At 34.0% G+C, this 18,187-nt stretch carries 18 protein-coding genes; 9 read left to right on the forward strand and 9 right to left on the reverse strand.

All coding sequences use genetic code 11. The annotated features are described in order from the left end of the window. The first annotated feature begins 60 nt into the window (after nucleotides 1-60). The gene (locus EW14_RS01210; protein ID WP_042849710.1) at nucleotides 61-1,017 is read left to right on the forward strand and encodes an NAD(P)/FAD-dependent oxidoreductase; all 957 of its coding nucleotides are present in this window, start codon (nucleotides 61-63) and stop codon (nucleotides 1,015-1,017) included. Nucleotides 1,018-1,039: 22 nt separating this feature from the next. On the opposite strand, the gene EW14_RS01215 is transcribed toward EW14_RS01210, so the two are convergent. The 3 genes from EW14_RS01215 to EW14_RS01225 are packed head-to-tail and all read right to left on the reverse strand — an operon-like array spanning nucleotide 1,040 to nucleotide 3,981. Beyond that, nucleotides 1,040-1,321 (reverse strand): nitrogen regulatory protein P-II (GlnB, GlnK), encoded by a 282-nt coding sequence (locus tag EW14_RS01215; RefSeq protein WP_002805886.1) that lies wholly within the window; start codon nucleotides 1,319-1,321, stop codon nucleotides 1,040-1,042. Nucleotides 1,322-1,323: 2 nt separating this feature from the next. Next, complete coding sequence (locus tag EW14_RS01220) at nucleotides 1,324-2,322, reverse strand: sodium-dependent bicarbonate transport family permease (RefSeq protein ID WP_042849711.1); 999 nt, start codon at nucleotides 2,320-2,322, stop codon at nucleotides 1,324-1,326. A gap of 6 nt (nucleotides 2,323-2,328) precedes the next feature. Further along, complete coding sequence (locus tag EW14_RS01225; RefSeq protein ID WP_042849712.1) at nucleotides 2,329-3,981, reverse strand: SulP family inorganic anion transporter; 1,653 nt, start codon at nucleotides 3,979-3,981, stop codon at nucleotides 2,329-2,331. Between the two features lie 222 nt (nucleotides 3,982-4,203). Between EW14_RS01225 and hemB the strand changes: the two genes are divergently transcribed. The 5 genes from hemB to EW14_RS01250 all read left to right on the forward strand — a co-directional run bounded on the left by hemB (nucleotide 4,204) and on the right by EW14_RS01250 (nucleotide 9,373). Then, complete coding sequence (gene hemB, locus EW14_RS01230; protein ID WP_042849713.1) at nucleotides 4,204-5,205, forward strand: porphobilinogen synthase; 1,002 nt, start codon at nucleotides 4,204-4,206, stop codon at nucleotides 5,203-5,205. Between the two features lie 62 nt (nucleotides 5,206-5,267). Then, nucleotides 5,268-5,654, forward strand: coding sequence for a VOC family protein (locus EW14_RS01235; RefSeq protein WP_042849715.1), 387 nt, complete (start codon nucleotides 5,268-5,270; stop codon nucleotides 5,652-5,654). Between the two features lie 14 nt (nucleotides 5,655-5,668). Beyond that, nucleotides 5,669-8,080: an endonuclease MutS2 gene (locus EW14_RS01240; RefSeq protein WP_042849716.1), complete on the forward strand. Its 2,412-nt coding sequence runs from the start codon at nucleotides 5,669-5,671 to the stop codon at nucleotides 8,078-8,080. Between the two features lie 40 nt (nucleotides 8,081-8,120). Further along, nucleotides 8,121-9,104, forward strand: coding sequence for an Obg family GTPase CgtA (gene cgtA / locus EW14_RS01245; RefSeq protein WP_042849717.1), 984 nt, complete (start codon nucleotides 8,121-8,123; stop codon nucleotides 9,102-9,104). 86 nt (nucleotides 9,105-9,190) lie between these two features. Then, complete coding sequence (locus EW14_RS01250) at nucleotides 9,191-9,373, forward strand: hypothetical protein (protein ID WP_042849718.1); 183 nt, start codon at nucleotides 9,191-9,193, stop codon at nucleotides 9,371-9,373. Between the two features lie 70 nt (nucleotides 9,374-9,443). On the opposite strand, the gene EW14_RS01255 is transcribed toward EW14_RS01250, so the two are convergent. Together EW14_RS01255 and EW14_RS01260 are read right to left on the reverse strand one after the other, a co-directional pair. Continuing rightward, nucleotides 9,444-9,662 (reverse strand): CP12 domain-containing protein, encoded by a 219-nt coding sequence (locus EW14_RS01255; RefSeq protein WP_011817713.1) that lies wholly within the window; start codon nucleotides 9,660-9,662, stop codon nucleotides 9,444-9,446. Between the two features lie 120 nt (nucleotides 9,663-9,782). Beyond that, the gene (locus EW14_RS01260; protein WP_042849719.1) at nucleotides 9,783-10,736 is read right to left on the reverse strand and encodes a glutathione S-transferase family protein; all 954 of its coding nucleotides are present in this window, start codon (nucleotides 10,734-10,736) and stop codon (nucleotides 9,783-9,785) included. A gap of 23 nt (nucleotides 10,737-10,759) precedes the next feature. On the opposite strand from EW14_RS01260, the gene EW14_RS01265 reads away from it, so the two are divergent. Next, nucleotides 10,760-11,665, forward strand: a complete 906-nt coding sequence (locus tag EW14_RS01265; protein WP_042849720.1) for an aspartoacylase — start codon at nucleotides 10,760-10,762, stop codon at nucleotides 11,663-11,665. A 117-nt stretch (nucleotides 11,666-11,782) separates the two neighbouring features. Here EW14_RS01265 and EW14_RS10595 read toward each other — a convergent pair whose 3' ends face one another. Beyond that, nucleotides 11,783-11,911, reverse strand: coding sequence for a hypothetical protein (locus tag EW14_RS10595; protein ID WP_011817716.1), 129 nt, complete (start codon nucleotides 11,909-11,911; stop codon nucleotides 11,783-11,785). A 189-nt stretch (nucleotides 11,912-12,100) separates the two neighbouring features. Between EW14_RS10595 and psbA the strand changes: the two genes are divergently transcribed. Further along, nucleotides 12,101-13,183: a photosystem II q(b) protein gene (gene psbA / locus EW14_RS01270; RefSeq protein ID WP_002805533.1), complete on the forward strand. Its 1,083-nt coding sequence runs from the start codon at nucleotides 12,101-12,103 to the stop codon at nucleotides 13,181-13,183. A 108-nt stretch (nucleotides 13,184-13,291) separates the two neighbouring features. Beyond that, entirely contained in the window at nucleotides 13,292-14,389 is a 1,098-nt protein-coding gene (aroC, locus tag EW14_RS01275; RefSeq protein WP_042849721.1) for a chorismate synthase, read from the forward strand. A 33-nt stretch (nucleotides 14,390-14,422) separates the two neighbouring features. Here the strand turns inward: aroC and EW14_RS01280 are convergent, their stop codons facing one another. From EW14_RS01280 to sat, 3 genes are read right to left on the reverse strand one after another with little or no spacing between them, the layout of a single operon-like run. Then, a complete protein-coding gene (locus tag EW14_RS01280; RefSeq protein ID WP_042849722.1) occupies nucleotides 14,423-15,049 on the reverse strand; it encodes a bifunctional 4-hydroxy-2-oxoglutarate aldolase/2-dehydro-3-deoxy-phosphogluconate aldolase in 627 nt (208 codons plus the stop codon). A gap of 18 nt (nucleotides 15,050-15,067) precedes the next feature. Beyond that, nucleotides 15,068-16,921, reverse strand: a complete 1,854-nt coding sequence (ftsH, locus tag EW14_RS01285) for an ATP-dependent zinc metalloprotease FtsH (RefSeq protein WP_042849723.1) — start codon at nucleotides 16,919-16,921, stop codon at nucleotides 15,068-15,070. Between the two features lie 46 nt (nucleotides 16,922-16,967). After that, complete coding sequence (gene sat / locus EW14_RS01290; protein ID WP_042849724.1) at nucleotides 16,968-18,143, reverse strand: sulfate adenylyltransferase; 1,176 nt, start codon at nucleotides 18,141-18,143, stop codon at nucleotides 16,968-16,970. Nucleotides 18,144-18,187 lie beyond the last annotated feature (44 nt).

An 18,187-nucleotide genomic window follows, 5' to 3' on the forward strand; every position in this document is an offset into this window, starting at 1 on the left:
CAAAATATCTTCTAACCAAGAACTCATCTAATTAACTACTAAAAAAGGAGTTTTAAAAAATTGGAAATCATTGAGTCAGATGTAGTTATTATCGGAGGAGGCCCGGCCGGATGTACTTGCGCACTTTATACATCTCGTTCAAACTTAAAGACAGTAATTTTAGATAAAAATCCATCTGTTGGCGCCTTAGCAATAACTCATCAAATAGCTAATTATCCAGGTGTTCCGGTTGATATAAGTGGAGAGAAATTACTTACTCTAATGAGAGAACAGGCTGTGCAATACGGTACAGATTACAGAAGAGCGCAAGTGTTTGGAATAGACGCTAGTGGAGAATGGAAAATGGTTTATACGCCCGAAGGCACTTTCAAAGCTAAAGCACTTGTACTTGCAAGTGGAGCCATGGGTAGGCCTGCATCATTTAAGGGCGAAGCGGATTTTCTTGGCAAAGGAGTAAGTTATTGTGCTACATGTGATGGGGCTTTTTATAAAAATAGAGAAGTTGCAGTTATTGGAGTGAACAAGGAGGCAATTGAAGAGGCAACAGTTCTAACTAAATTTGCATCAACTGTGCATTGGATTACATCAAGTGATCCTAAATCAGATAATGTAGAAGCTATGGAATTGATGGATAATTCAAATATAAAACATTGGAGTAGAACAAGATTATTGGAAATATTGGGCGATGATATGGGTGTGAATGGGGTTGTTGTAAAAAATAAACAAGAAGAAAATCCTATCAATTTAAATTTAGATGGAGTGTTTGTCTATATGAGTGGTTCAAAGCCGATTACTGATTTTTTAGGGGACCAAATTGCTTTAAAAGAAGACGGAGGGGTTATTGTTGATGACTTTATGTCTACAAACTCTGATGGAGTATGGGCTATTGGAGATATAAGAAATACACCATTTAAGCAAGCCGTAGTTGCAGCTTCTGATGGATGTATTGCTGCAATGTCAATTGATAGGTACTTAAATAGTCGAAAAAATATAAGAGTAGATTGGATTCATTCTTAAAAATAAATATTGCTTCTTTAATTTAAAGGGGTGTTGCTTCAGAAATATAAGCGACTCCTCCATAGTAGCTTAAATCGTCCCTGATGTTATCTCTCATTTTATCTATTAATTCTTGCTCACAAAAAACAATTACATGAGCATTTGCTCCTAATCCTGTAAATTCCATATCTTCAGTAACAACTCTTTCAGGCCCTCTGCCTGTGGCGTGTTTCATAACTGTATATCCAGGAACATTTGCTTTTTCTAATGTTTTAATGATTGCATCTAGTTCTCTTTCACTAAATATCAAGTCTAATCTTTTCATTTTTATAAGGAGGATAATGGGATAATGGTATTTACTAAACTCATATATATGGGAATGCCAAGAACTATATTGAATGGGAAAGTTAGACCTAGTGTAGTTGAAATATAATAACTAGATTTAGCTTCTGGAACTGTCATCCTCATCGCTGCGGGGACTGCTAAATAAGAAGCGCTTGCACATAAAACCACAAATAACAGCGCGTTGCCAGGTCCTAAAGATAAAAATCTTGCGACGAAAACACCAATAAATGCATTAAATAAAGGCATAAAAATGGCAAAGCCAATCAAGAATGAACCCGCATTCTTCAGTCTCGGTAATCTTTGAGCAGCGACTATTCCCATATCTAACAAGAAGAAGCATTCTGCTCCATAGAATAATTGTCCAGTAAAAGGCTCCATTTTCGCAATCCCTGAGGGATTACTAGAAGCAGTGAGAAATCCTACAATTAAGCTTGAGAGCAATAAATAAACTGATCCATTCAAAAGTGATTCGTGTAATATTGCGCTTAGATGCATTTTTCTTGATTTTGGTCTATTTTTTGGGGCTGCAAATTTCACAAGTAATAATCCAACAATTATTGCAGGAGATTCCATTAAAGCTAAGGCGCCAACCATAAACCCATCAAAGGCTATTTTTTGACTTTCCAAAAAACTTTCTGCAGAAATAAATGTAACAGCACTAATTGAACCGTATGCTGCTGCTATTGCGGCTGAATTAAAGACATCAAACTTATATCTTAAAATTAAAAATCCAATAAGCGGGATTACAAGTGACATCAGTATTGCAGCACTTAAAGTAGGCAATACTTGATCTGTAAACCCACTTTTCTGTATCTCTATACCTCCTTTAAAACCAATAGCTAGTAACAGATATAAGGAGAAAAGTTTAGGTAATGGAGCTGGTATTTCTAAATCAGATTTAAAGAGTACTGATATTGCTCCAATCAAAAAGAAAAGAACTGGCGGGGCTAATACATTTTGCAGAATTGGATTTATTTCCATAAATTACTAGGTTATTTCATTTAGAGCAGTTTCTAAAGCTTCTTTTCTTGTTTCAATAATGCCTTCAACACCAAACTTAGCTAATCTATCTTTTACTTTTTCGTTAGCACCAGCAACAAATGCTTTTCTGGAATTATTTTTTGCTTCTTGCATCATATCCTCTATTGCCAGAGTCGCAGTAACTCCAAGTCGTGGTACATCAGTGATATCTAATATCAAAACTTTGTAGTTTCTTACAAGCATCATTCTCTCAGATATTCCTTTGGCTGCTCCAAAACTAAGTGGTCCTTTAAGTCTAAATAGCATTACCTCGCCTGAGCATCTATCTAGAAGTGCTTTTTCATCAGCAGGCAAAGCATTTTTTCCTTGCTCATCTTCTGATAAAGGATTATCCTCGTCCATACCTTCTAGTTGAGTTTCGGTTATTGAATCAATAGTGAGCATATTTGCTATGAATACACCTACTAAAACTGCCCAAATTAAATCCCAAAAAACAGTCATTAATAGTACTCCGTACATTACTACTGATGTTTTTAAAGATAATTTGTGAGCCCTCCTTAAGAATCCCCAATCAATAATATCTAGGCCTACTTTTATAAGAATTCCTGCTAGCAATGCAGTTGGTATTTGCTCAGCTAAAGGTCCTGCACCAACTAAAACTATCAACAACACAACCGAGTGAACCATACCAGAAAGTGGAGTTGATCCTCCAGATTTAACATTTATAACAGTTCTCATTGTTGCTCCTGCTCCAGGTAAACCTGAAAATAGACCTGCAACAGCATTTCCTATGCCTTGACCTATAAGTTCTCTATCAGAATTATGTTTTGTTTGAGAAATATTGTCTGCTACTAGAGATGTCAGTAAGGAGTCAATTGCGCCAAGTACTGCTAGGACCAATCCTGCTTTGAAAATAATCGGGAAATATTGATTAAAACTTGGGAAATTTAAAGATGGAACTCCCCTAGGGATTTCTCCAATTCTATCAATAGCTCCATCTCCAAAAATTAATATTGATATTGGGGTAACTATCAATAGGGCCAAGAGAGGAGAAGGAACCCACTGACTTATTTTTCTAGGAGTAAGAAATACTATACCTAGTGTCATTATTGCTACTCCAATAGCAGCACCATTGGGCTGGAAATTTGAAAATACAGTAGTTAAAGATTCTACAACTCCACCTCGAGTGCTAATTCCGAGTAATGGACCAATCTGAAGCGCAATGATTATTACTCCAATACCAGACATAAATCCTGAAACAACAGAATATGGAACTAAAGTAATGTATTTACCTAATTTTAAAATTCCGAATAATATTTGCAGCAACCCGCCAATGACCACCGCTGCCATAACTAAAGGTAAAATTTGTCCTGCAGAAAGATCTCTTGGAACCCCTACTGCTGCTAAGCCTGCTACTACACCTGCAACAGTTACACTCATGGGACCGGTAGGTCCACTAACTTGAGCAGGTGTTCCGCCGAATAATGCTGCTAAAAAACCAACTACTACTGCTCCATATAGTCCATAAATTGCTCCGCCCGGTCCTAACGCAGCATTACCAAAAGCAAGAGCGAGAGGTAAAGCAACCACAGCGGCTGTGATGCCTCCAAGAATATCGCCTCTTACATTTTTTAGATGAAATCCATTAATTATTTTCAAAGATGCTCTCCTTAAAAGAAATACTTAACTAAAAGATATTATCTCTTAATGACGTAAATTTGTGAAAAATGAAGTTTGAGCAAAATATTTTTGTAACTTTTTATTTTAGATACAGTGGAATTAAGTTAATTTTCCTGAACAAAATGAGTCTCTGATTGATTTAAGTGTGAGATGAGCGATTAATGTATTAGATAAATATTTTTTAATTTAAATAATATTCAAATGAAATCGATTATTCGTCCAAGAAGATTAAGAAGGTCTGAGGCAATTAGAGAAATGGTAAGAGAAAACCATCTAAAAGCTTCGGACTTTATATATCCATTATTTATTCATGAAAAAGATTTTAAAGAGGAAATTTCGGCAATGCCAGGAACTTTTAGATGGGATATGAATGGCTTAATAAAGGAGGTCACTAGGGCATGGGAATTGGGAATAAGGTGTATTGTTCTTTTTCCAAAAATAAACGATAGCTTAAAAACTGAAGATGGAGCAGAGTGTTTTAACGAAGATGGTTTAATTCCTAAAGCTATTCAAATATTAAAAAAAGAGATTCCAGAAATGGCAATAATGACAGATGTTGCCTTAGACCCTTACTCGTGTGATGGACATGATGGGTTAGTTGATGAAACTGGAAAAATATTGAATGATGAAACGATTGAAATTTTAAAAAAACAAGCTTTAACACAAGCAAGAGCTGGAGCAGATTTTATTGGTCCTAGTGACATGATGGATGGGAGAGTTGGAGCAATCAGAGCTTCTCTTGATACTCAAGGATTTACTGATGTAGGTATTATTAGTTACACAGCAAAATATTCATCTGCTTATTACGGTCCATTTAGAACTGCTTTAGATTCTGCTCCTAGAGAAAATAGTAAGAAAATAATTCCAGATAATAAATCTGGATATCAAATGGACCCTGCCAATTCAAAAGAGGCTTTAATTGAATCTGCATTGGATCAGTATGAAGGAGCTGATATTTTGATGGTAAAACCAGGAATTTCATACTTGGATATTGTTTATAGATTAAGCACTTTTTCAAATAAACCTATAGCTGCATACAACGTTAGTGGGGAGTATTCCATGGTAAAGTCCGCTGCTATGAAGAACTGGATTAATGAAAAAGATATTGTATTAGAAACATTGCTTAGTTTTAAAAGAGCAGGAGCAAAATTAATACTCACTTATCATGCTTGTGATGCATCTCAATGGTTGCAGGATACTTAAAAACTCATTATTAACTAAAATTTGGTTTATTCTTAGATAAGTAATAAATTAACTGCTTTGTTTTGAAGTTTTCACAAGGAGTAAATAGGATTGGTCACATTGCACTTAGAGTAGAGAATCTCGAAAGGGCGAAATCTTTTTATATTAAGCTTGGAATGAAGTTGGTTTGGGATGATAAAGATTGGTCTTATTTAGAAGCTGGTAAAGGGAGGGATGGCCTTGCGTTGTTAGGCCCTAGTTACAAAGCTGCAGGACCTCACTTTGCTTTTCATTTTGAAAATAAAAAAGAAGTGGAAAATATTCAAAATGATTTAAAAAATTCTGGTGTAAAAGTTGGTCCTTTACATGAGCATAGAGATGGAACAGCATCTTTTTATATGAAGGATACTGAAGGAAACTGGCTTGAGATGCTTTATGTTCCTCCTGAAGGGATTCAATCGAATGTTTGATTCTTTTTTTTTGTATGCAAGAGAAAAGTTTTTCTAAAAAATTATATTCAGATAACACCTTAGAAGAAGAATCTATAAACCTTTTAGAGTGGGATTCATTAAAAACGCATTTATCTTCATTTGCCTCAACGAAAATGGGTAAAAGATCGATTTTAGGTTTTGGCATTCCTTCAGAATATGAATCATCTAAAAGACTTTTGAAGGAAACTGTTGAAATAAATGAGCTAGAAAATAATTTAGATAAATCAATTAGTTTTTCTGGTGTTTTTGATATTAGTAGAAATATTGAAATTTGTTCCAAGGGAGGTGTAATTTCATCTTCTGAATTGTTAGAAATAGCGAAAACAATTGCTGCAGCAAGAATTTTAAAAAAAATCTTATTAGATTTTGAACAAAGGCCTTATATTTCATCATTTACAAAAAATTTAATTGACCATCAGAATATCGAAAGGATTTTTAAAAAAGGCATTGAATCCAATGGAAGGATTTCAGACAATGCTAGTAATGAGCTATCTATTCTGAGAAAAGAATTATTATCTAAGAAACTCGAAAGAAAAATATTAGTTGAGAAATTTATTCAAAAGAATTTAGCTTATTTACAAGATACTACTATTGGAGATAGATATGGTAGACCAGTTTTAGCAGTAAAAGTTAATTATGTAGATAGATTCAAAGGCATCATTCATGACTCTTCCTCTTCAGGAAATACAGTATATTTTGAACCCGATAGTGTAGTCACAAAAGGGAATAAGATTGCTTCTTTAGAGGCTAGGATCACAGCAGAAGAATTTAAATTACTTAAGAAATGGTCTCAAGTTGTTAGTGATAATTCAGAAAATCTTATCGAAATGGCATCCATTTTATTGAGATTAGAAAATGCTCAAACTCGTTCAAGATATTCGAAATGGATTGGAGGTAAAACTCCTACATTTGAGAAAAATCCTATTATTTCTTTAATTGGTTTTTCTCATCCGTTATTGATTTGGGAACATAAGAAAAAAGGAGCTCCTCCCCCGGTGGCTGTCGATTTTCATATAAATAGAAATGTTAAGGTTGTAGCTATTACGGGTCCAAATACTGGAGGTAAAACGGCAGCTTTAAAAGGTTTGGGTTTGTCTTTACTTATGGCTAGAGCAGGATTATTGATACCCTCAACTAATAATCCTATTATCCCTTTTTGTCCAAATATATATGTGGATATAGGAGATAATCAATCATTAGAAGAAAATTTATCTACCTTCAGTGGGCATATATCCCGCATAAAAGAGATATTAGATTCACTTGATAATAAGAAAGGATTATCAGTTGTTTTGTTAGATGAAATTGGATCTGGTACAGACCCTCTTGAAGGAAGTGCTCTTGCGATGGCTTTATTAAAAGAATTTGCAAATAAATCTGATATCACTTTAGCAACTACACATTATGGAGATATTAAGGCTTTAAAATATAATGACTCGAGATTTGAAAACGTATCGGTTGCCTTTGATGAGGATTCTTTGAAGCCTAAATATATACTCAACTGGGGTATTCCTGGGAGAAGTAATGCTTTATCAATTTCAAAGAGAATTGGTCTCGATGAAAAAATACTCAATGAAGCTGCAAATTATCTAAAGCCAAAAGAAGTTGATAATATTAACAGTATTATTAAAGGACTTGAGGAAGAGAGGATTAAACAACAAAATTCTGCAGAAGCTGCTGCAGAACTGATTGCAAGGACTGAAATATTACATGATGAACTGAAGAAAAATTATGAATTTCAAAAAATAAATGCTGAAAAAATCCAGGAAATTGAAAGGTCAAAATTATCAAAACATATTGTATCGGCTAAAAAAGAGGTAATAGATTTGATTAAAAAATTAAGAGATAAAAATGTTAATGGAGAGGATACAAGAATTATTGGAGAAAGATTAAAGGAAATTGAGACAGAACATTTAACCCAAAAAAAATTTGAAAAGTCAATATCATGGAATCCTCAGGTAGGCGATTTTGTAAAAATTAAAAGCCTAAATAGTACTGGACAAATTGTAGATTTAGATAAAAAGGGTGGTTTTTACGAAGTTAAGTGTGGTTCATTCAGAAGCATATTATCTGTAAATGACTTTGAAGGTATCAATGGAGAAAAGCCTAATTTTCAAAGGTCAAAAATTGAGATTAAGTCTACAAGAGAAGACTTTTCTTTTTCTAAAATTAGAACGAGTAAAAATACAATTGACGTAAGAGGGTTAAGAGTTCATGAAGCCGAAATAATTATTGAGGAGAAAATTAGAAAATTTCATGGACCGCTATGGATTGTTCATGGAATTGGAACAGGGAAATTAAAAAAAGGACTAAGAAATTGGTTATCAGGTTTAAATTATGTTGATAAGATTGAAGATGCAGCCAACAACGAGGGTGGACCTGGTTGCAGTATTGCGTGGATAAAATAAAATTTAAAATATCTAGAAAACAATTTAATAAGCGTATTAAGTGCAATTTATTGATCAAGCAAACATTATTCTTAAAGCTGGAAAAGGTGGAAATGGAATAGTTTCATTTAGAAGAGAAAAGTTCGTTCCTGCTGGAGGACCTTCGGGGGGGAATGGTGGCAGAGGGGGTTCAGTTATTTTGATGGCTGATAATAATCTTCAAACATTATTAGATTTCAAATTCAAACGTGAAATAATTGCTGAAGATGGATTCAAAGGAGGTCCTAATAAGAGATCAGGTGCTTCAGGTGAGGATAGAATCCTTAAAGTTCCCTGCGGTACTGAAATAAAGGATATTAAAACCGGCATTATTTTAGGAGACTTAACTAAAGATAAACAAAGTTTAACTATTGCCATTGGAGGAAGAGGTGGTCATGGTAATGCTTACTATTTAAGTAATCAAAATAGAGCCCCAGAATCATTCACTGAAGGAAAAGATGGTGAGATATGGGAGGTTCAATTAGAGCTAAAACTTCTTGCAGAGGTTGGGATTATAGGCCTTCCAAATGCGGGGAAAAGCACTTTGATTTCCGTTGTGTCATCTGCTCGTCCAAAAATCGCAAATTATCCTTTCACGACTCTAATACCCAACTTAGGTGTAGTAAGAAAAAGTGATGGAAATGGTTGCCTTTTTGCGGATATTCCTGGATTAATATCAGGTGCAGCTGATGGAGTAGGTTTAGGTCATGATTTTTTAAGACACATCCAAAGAACGAAGATACTTGTTCACTTAATTGATGTAATTGCAGAAAATCCTTTACATGATTTTGAGATTATTGAGCAGGAATTAAAAAAATATGGGAAAGGTCTTTTAGATAAAGAGAGGATAATAGTGTTAAATAAGATGGAGCTGGTAGGTGATGATTATTTGAAAACAATTACAAAAAAGTTAGAAGATTTATCAAAAAAGAAAGTTTTAGTTATTTCTTCATCTTTAAAAAAAGGTTTATCCTCACTGCTTTCTGAAGTTTGGAAGAGGATCTAACTTAAATTAAAAATTTTTTTGTAAATAAATACACTTGATTTAATAATGAAAATTAGCCATAAATAAGATAATTCTTTAAAGTAAATATGAATTTCTACAGTTGTTTTGATAAACAAGGAAAAATAATAGCTAGATGTCAAACCATGCAAGATATTGAGGTTCTTAAGAAAATGGGAAGACCGATTGTAGAAGTTAAGGAAATGAAAAACGAAGAGTCTGTGGTATGTTCTCTCACAGGTAGCCCATCAGATTTTAATATGGATTACTAAAAGAATTCAAAAACTAAAAAAAGGGCTCAAAAAGCCCTTTTTTTATGCTTTATCTAATAATTAAGAAAATTTAATCATCATAAACAAGGCATTCTGGTTCGTCTGGGTTGGCGTCACAAAATAATTCCAAAGCATTAGGGTCATGTTTATCTTCTGGATGATGATCCTTATATTCTTCGAGTTCTTTTAGCTCTTCAGTTAAATGTCTGACCTTTGGAAGATTGCCCTCTGCTTTTGCAGATTCGATTTCCGATTGATCTTTTTGGATGTGTTCGTCAATGGATTTCATTTTAAGCTTTTCGTACTTTAGTAGACATACATAACATAGTTAATTTCTTATGGAATTGCATTATCTATGAACTAAATAAGTGTTCATTACAACATCATTTTTTTTTTTGGGAAATTGGTTTTATATTTTTTTGGACTCTAATCTCATTATTTCCTCTAGCGATGGTAAAACTGGGATTAGTTGATTTGGGTTTAAAGGGAATAAAGCTTTGTAGTAATCTTTTTTCCATTCATTGTCGAAACATGTCCTATTAACGTTAGATAATTTAAAGAATCTCAATCTCCATTCAATAATCTTTTCAAAACTTGATAGTTCTTGTTCAGTACATTTGAAAAGTTTGCTATATATCAATTCCCATCTTATAAGCGTTGGAAAAAGGTAAATATCTGCGTAGGTTAACTCTTCTCCAAAAATCCAATCTCCTTTATTTTTCTGTAGTAAATTTTCAATTTCATTTATAGCTGCGAAAAGATTTTGACTTGCTTTTTCATAAGCTGACTGGTTTCTGGCGAAACCACATTTATATACGCCATCATTAATGCTGTTATTAACTAAATCTAAAAATTTTTGATTACAGTCTTTAATAGTTAATATCTGATATTTTGATTGAATTTTTATTGAATTGAGTAGTCTTATAATCTGTGAACTTTCATTAGACAGAATATTTACTTCATCTTTTGCAAAGCTAATTAAAAGAGGTAATGTCGCTCTAAAAATAATCTTTTTATTAGCTTTTTTGTAAAGATCTGAAAGTCTAATGCATCCCTTAATCTTTGTATTTAAAATCCATTCGCCATGCTCAACATCTGCTTTTAAAAAAATAACTTTAACTTTTTTAGACAGATGTTTTATTTCGTGGACGAGTAAAGTTCTTTGACACCATGGACAAGAATTCCCTACCAATAAATAAATTTGTCCACTCTCATTATTAATATCGTATTCACTATCAATTGTTATACCTCTAGGCCTTTTATAATTACCATGTAAATCTGATGGAGCGAAGCCATTCATTAATTGGGTCCAAAACCAAAACCAGAATTTTCTGGAGGCCTTTATAAGGTATTTATTTTGCATTAAATTTTATTTTTAAAGAAAAAATGACTGTTCAAAGAATACTTATCGTTTCAGGCACCCATGGGAATGAAATTAATCCTGTGTGGGCGGTTAAGCAATTTAATAGAAGGGAAAATAGGCTAAATTATGGTATTGAGTATGAGTACATCATAGGTAATCCTGTTGCCTATGAAAAAGGTTGCAGATATATAGATGTAGATTTAAATAGATCTTTTAAAGAAAGTGAAAATTTTGATCAAAATAAGAATAGCTTTTATGAGACTAATAGAGCTAATTTTTTAGTAGATGAATTTGGAATTAACGGATCTAAACCCTGTCAAATTGCAATCGATTTGCACACTACTACTGCAAATATGGGAACAAGCATTGTTTTGTATGGGAGGAGATTCAAAGATTTTTGTTTAGCTGCATTACTGCAGAACAAATTTGGATTGCCTATTTATTTGCATGAAAAAGATAAAGTCCAAACAGGCTTTCTTGTAGAAGCTTGGCCATGTGGTTTAGTTATTGAAATAGGAGCTGTCGCACAAAATTTTTATGATCCAAACATCGTGAATAGATTCTCTCTAATAATTAGCTCCTTAAGGGAAGAGATAGATAAATTAAAAAATAACCTTATAGAACTTCCAAAGGAATTGGTTGTTCACGTTCATCAAGGGAGTATAGATTATCCAAGAGATGCAAAAGGAGATATTGATGGCCTAATTCATCCTGAGAGAATAAACCAAGATTGGAAAATGATTAAAAAAGGAGATCCATTATTTATTGATAGCCAAGGAATAATTCGCAAGTATGACCGAGACCAATTGATTTGGCCTGTTTTTATTGGAGAAGCCGCTTATAAGGAAAAAAAAATTGCGATGAGCTACACAAAAAAAGAATTGATTTGTTCTAGAAAACAATGGGTTCAAGAGTTTGAAAGTCTTTAAATTAAGAAACCAGAACAATAAACTACTGTTAATAAATAAGGATTTATTATTTATTAGATAAGTTTATTTAATATTTAGTACTTTATATTTTTTTTATCAACTTTAATCTTGTTAAACCTAAATCCTTTCGCTCCAATAAATAACAGCTCCAAAACCCTCTAATTGCAGTCTTCTAAACCTAGCCTCTTTCAAGGAAACTACTTCTTTCGATCTTTTTCCATTAAGAAGCCATTCGATTATTACCAAGTTAAATCACCAATAACAAAGAAAATATTAAGACAATAAGTCTCTTTTTCTTATATTTCTCAAAAATAACTTTACCTACAGAAAAATAATTTACACATTTTTAGCGATTTTGGTCTAAAATCATCGAAGCGGAAATTTTTTTCCGTTTATATTTACACGTCTCAATTAAGAGACATACTTTACGAACTCATGACAACTATTCAGCAGCAGCGTTCTTCGCTGTTAAAAGGTTGGCCACAGTTTTGTGAGTGGGTAACATCAACTAACAACAGAATCTATGTTGGTTGGTTCGGCGTCTTAATGATCCCATGCCTACTTACAGCAGCGGCTTGCTTCATCGTTGCATTCATCGCAGCACCACCAGTAGACATCGACGGAATTAGAGAGCCAGTTGCTGGTTCATTCCTATACGGAAACAACATCATCTCAGGTGCAGTTGTTCCTTCATCTAACGCTATTGGTCTACACTTCTACCCAATTTGGGAAGCAGCTACTGTAGATGAGTGGTTATACAACGGTGGTCCTTACCAGCTTGTAATTTTCCACTTCCTAATTGGTATCTCAGCATACATGGGAAGACAGTGGGAGCTTTCATACCGTTTAGGTATGCGTCCTTGGATCTGTGTTGCATATTCTGCACCAGTTTCAGCAGCTTTCGCAGTATTTCTTGTATACCCATTCGGTCAAGGTTCATTCTCTGACGGAATGCCTCTAGGTATCTCTGGAACATTCAACTTCATGTTTGTATTCCAGGCAGAGCACAACATTCTTATGCACCCATTCCACATGGCTGGTGTTGCTGGTATGTTCGGAGGATCTTTATTCTCAGCTATGCACGGTTCACTTGTTACTTCATCTCTAATCAGAGAAACAACTGAGACAGAATCTCAGAACTATGGTTACAAGTTCGGACAAGAAGAAGAAACATATAACATCGTTGCAGCTCATGGCTACTTCGGTCGTTTGATCTTCCAATATGCAAGTTTCAACAACAGCAGAAGTCTTCACTTCTTCCTAGCTGTATTCCCAGTTGTTTGTGTATGGTTAACTTCAATGGGTATCTGCACAATGGCATTCAACCTTAACGGTTTCAACTTCAACCAGTCAGTTGTTGATGCAAACGGTAAGATTGTTCCTACATGGGGCGATGTTCTCAACAGAGCAAACCTAGGTATGGAAGTAATGCACGAGCGTAATGCTCACAACTTCCCACTTGATCTAGCAGCAGCTGAGTCTACAACAGTAGCTCTTTCAGCTCCAGCTATCGGTTAAGCTTAAAGTTCTTAAATTTACAAGCCCCCTTTAGGGGGCTTTTTTTTTGTTTAATTTTCAATTGGTTTCATATAATGTTTATATATAGATAAAACATTTGATATTTCTATGAGTAGTAGTTTTGGAAAAATTTTTCGTGTTAGTACTTTTGGAGAATCACATGGTGGTGCAGTAGGAGTTATCCTTGATGGATGTCCCCCTAAGTTAAAAGTAGATATAGATGTTATACAAAATGAATTAGATAGGCGCAGACCTGGCCAAAGTGACATTACAACACCCAGAAATGAAGAAGATAAAATTGAAATATTAAGTGGGATAAAGGAAGGGTTAACACTTGGAACCCCAATAGCGATGTTGGTAAGAAACAATGATCAAAGACCAAGAGATTATGATAATTTGGAGCAAGTATTTAGACCTTCTCATGCAGATGGTACATACCATCTGAAATATGGAATTCAAGCAAGTTCTGGCGGTGGAAGAGCTTCTGCAAGAGAAACGATTGGGCGAGTAGCTGCTGGTGCTGTGGCAAAACAATTATTAAAAAACTTCTGTAACACTGAAATACTATCTTGGGTAAAGCGTATACATGATATTGATTCTGATATAAATAAAGAAAAGATTTCTCTTAATAAAATAGATTCTAATATTGTTAGATGTCCCGATGAACAGGTATCAGCAGAAATGATAGAGAGAATTAAGCAATTAAAGCGTCAAGGAGACTCTTGTGGGGGTGTTATTGAATGTCTAGTAAGAAATGTCCCCTCAGGTCTTGGAATGCCTGTTTTTGATAAATTAGAAGCTGATTTAGCGAAGGCTTTGATGTCTTTGCCTGCTACGAAAGGCTTTGAAATAGGTTCAGGTTTCTCTGGAACTTATTTAAAAGGAAGCGAACATAATGATGCCTTTATTAAATCTGATGATTTTAGGAAGTTAAGAACAATATCTAATAATTCAGGCGGTATACAGGGAGGAATAAGTAATGGCGAAAATATTGAGATGAAGATAGCTTTTAAACCTACAGCAACTATTGGGAAAGAACAGAAAACAGTGAATGCTGAAGGGAAAGAAGTTTTGATGAAAGCAAAAGGGAGACATGATCCATGCGTTCTACCAAGAGCTGTTCCTATGGTTGATGCTATGGTGGCTTTAGTACTTGCTGATCATTTACTACTCAATCAAGCTCAATGTGGCTTAATCAATAATTAGTATTTTTGTTAAATAATTATATTTATCTTTGATTTAATTATTTTTGAGCCATTCAAATATTTTTGGGTCAAATTTTTTTTTAATAATACCTTTATCTCCAATCACGATTGCTTTATATCCTAAAGATTTATAAGTTTTTACATCATTGATTGATAGGCCTCCAGCAGCAATGAAATCAATACTTTTAAAGTTGAGTATATCTATAGAACTAGATTTACTTCTTATTGGATAAATTTTGATTATGTTGCAATTTAAATTTATCGCTTCCTCAAGATCTTTAAAATTTTTAATTCCTGGAATTAATAAATAATTTTTTGACTTCGAATAATTGAAAAGATCTTTATCCCAAAATTTCATCATAGAAAAATTTAATCCAATTTTTAACGAATCTTCTATTGATTGCTTATTAACTATGGAGGCAGAGCCTAAATTAATTCTTGGAAAATTGAGTTTGATTTCGGATACAAAATCCGACCACTTTTCGTTATTTGACCAACTTATTTCTATGTTCTTTAATCCTAATTTTACTAAGCTTCCTAATTCTTCAAAAAATGAATTTCTTATAGAAATATTTGAGTAAATATTATCTTCTGGTTTTATGAGTAAAAAAAAAGATTCTTTTAGTAGCAAATCAGAAAAAGAATCTTCTTTAAAATTCATAGAATATTTATTTTTTAACTAGATATAATTCGCCACTTTAACTTCTGATCGGTTTAGCAAATCTTGGATATCTTCAGTGTCTATAGTTTCTCTTTCAATTAGCATTTGAGCCATTTCGTCAAGAACAGTTCTATTATCTGACAAAACTTTTGTAGCTCTTTTATAGGCAACGTCAACAAGTTCTGAAACCTCTACATCAATTGTTGCGGCTGTGTCTTCAGAGAAGTCTCTTGTAGAACTCATATCTCTTCCGAGAAACATTCCACCTTGAGATTGACCTAAAGCAACTGGACCTATTTTGTCACTCATACCAAATTTAGTGATCATTTGTCTTGCTACATTGGCAACTTGCTGTAAATCATTTGAAGCTCCGGTTGTTACCTCTTCTTCGCCATAGACTATTTCTTCAGCGACTCTTCCACCAAGAGCCACAGCCATTTGGTTTTGAAGGTAAGAACGAGAGTAAAGTCCAGATTCCATTCTTTCTTCACTTGGAGTAAAGAAGGTTAAACCTCCAGCTTGACCTCTAGGAATTATTGAAACTTTTGCTACAGGATCATAATCAGGCATTAATGCTCCAACGAGTGCATGACCAGCTTCGTGATAAGCAACTAATTCTTTTTTCTTATCACTTATGACTCTATCTTTCTTTTCAGGACCCGCCATAACTCTTTCAATGGCATCACCAACTTCATCATTACTTACTTTATCTAAATCTTTTCTAGCTGCTAATATTGCTGCTTCATTCAAAAGATTAGCTAAATCTGCACCAGTAAATCCTGGTGTTCTTCTAGCAACTTTATCTAAATCAACATCTTTTGAAAGAGTTTTATCTTTCGCATGAACATTTAATATTTGTAATCTTCCAGCGTAATCAGGTCTGTCTACTGTCACCTGTCTATCGAATCTTCCGGGACGCATTAAAGCTGAATCTAAGACATCAGGTCTGTTGGTGGCAGCAACTATTATTATTCCTGAATTACCTTCGAAACCATCCATTTCGGTAAGAAGTTGATTTAATGTTTGTTCTCTTTCATCATTTCCACCGCCCATACCAGCACCTCTTTGTCTTCCAACTGCATCAATTTCGTCTATGAAAACAATACAAGGAGCATTCTTTTTAGCTTGTTCAAAAAGATCTCTAACTCTGCTAGCTCCAACTCCTACAAACATCTCTACAAATTCTGAACCAGATATTGAGAAAAAAGGTACACCTGCTTCACCAGCTACTGCTTTTGCTAACAATGTTTTTCCTGTACCAGGAGGGCCAACTAGAAGCACTCCTTTTGGAATTTTTGCTCCCACTGCGGTAAATCTATCTGGGCTCTTGAGAAAATCTACAACTTCTGTGAGTTCTAATTTTGCACCTTCAACACCTGCAACATCTGAAAAGGTTACTTGTGTAGATGGTTCCATTTGAAGTCTAGCTTTGCTTTTGCCAAAACTCATGGCAGGGTTACCACCTCCAGCATTCCCACTTTGGGATCTTCTGAAAAGAAAAAATAAGCCTCCAATCAAAAGTACTGGGAATATCAAGCTACTTACAGCCTGTTGCCAAGGATTGGCTAATTTTGTGGGAGTTACAGCTATATCTACATTATTCTCAGTCAGTATTTTTAATAAATCTTTGTCAGGGGCTAAATTGACCTCAGATCTGCTTCCATCATTTTCAACAACTTGAGCTGTGGCATTATCTGGAGATATTAGTACTCTACTGATTTCTTTATCTTGGACTGCCTCTATAAAATCACTATATCTCAAGGTCTTTGTAGAACTTTCAGTACTAGGTTTATCAAAAACTGAAGTACCAATGAAAATTACAGTAATCACGGCTAGAACATAAAGTCCTACGTTTCTCCAACGTTTGTTCACGATAAAAAATCTTTAATAAATATATAATACTAATAATAAAACAATATTAAGAGCGTCTTAGAACATCTACTACACTTTTAAATGCAAACCATTCAGGAATTTGTTCGCCATTCCTCAATTTCTTTCTGAATTCAGTTCCACTAAGTTTCATAATTTCATAATTAAATTCTTTAGCTTCTTCAGCTGTTATATATCCTTTTTCCTTCGTATAAACTAAATTTTTTGAAGGAACAGTTTGCATCATCAATTCATCTGCACACTTATTCGCAAAATTCTGGGCGTCATATGGGCCATAAAAATCTTCACCAGTTGATGATGACTTACAACCAGCCATATCTCTACCAATAATAAAATGAGTGCAGCCATAATTTCTTCTGATTATCATATGTTGAAGAGCTTCTCTTGGCCCTGCCATATGCATTGAATAAGGTAAAAAAGCCCATTTTATTCTTTCATCAGATATTTCCTCTTCTAATTCTTTATAGGTTAAATATCTAACTTTTCCAGGGATATCATCTTGTTGAGTTGGCCCACAAGTTGGGTGAACTAAAACAACTGAGTTAGAGGAGACATTATCTGAGCGTAAGGCATTAGTAAATAATTCATAATGTGCTCTATGAATTGGATTTCTGCATTGAAATGCAACTACATCATGATTTGATGGCAATGTAGATCTAACTTCTTCTGGGGTTTTGCAGGGGAATTCTCTAATTGGCAGTTCGAAACCATAAACCCTTCCTCCTATATAAAATCTCCCTCTCTCGTTAAAAATCATCTTAACAGCAGGGTGATCTAAAGAATTAGTGCCATAACAAAGTTCAGCTTCGAGGGATTTATCAGGCTCCCATTTAGAGCTAACTTCTAAAACTGCTATTTTTTGTTTTTTATAAGTAAGTAATATTGTATCTCCTGCTTTTACTTTTTCATTATTTGAATCAAATACGATAGGCAAGCCAAAAAGCAACCCGTTTGTATCTCTATTATTTTTAATTACCGAATTGTAGTTATGTTCATCCATAAAACCTTCTAATGGAGAAAAAGCTCCAACCATCAAAAGTTCTACATCGCATGCATTTCTCTCGCTACATTCAAACTCATAAGTAGCTTTAGAGATAAAATCAATTTTAAGGTTTTTATCTTTGATAATTAAATTTTTTAGTTCCCCTCCATAAGGCGGTATTAGTCCATTAGTATCTTTCTTAGTTTTTTGTTGTAATTCCATTTTTTAAATTGTTAAAGAAAAATTTTGAAAAAAAAAGAGGGGTT

The organism is Prochlorococcus sp. MIT 0604, assembly GCF_000757845.1.
Taxonomy (GTDB): Bacteria; Cyanobacteriota; Cyanobacteriia; order PCC-6307; family Cyanobiaceae; genus Prochlorococcus_A.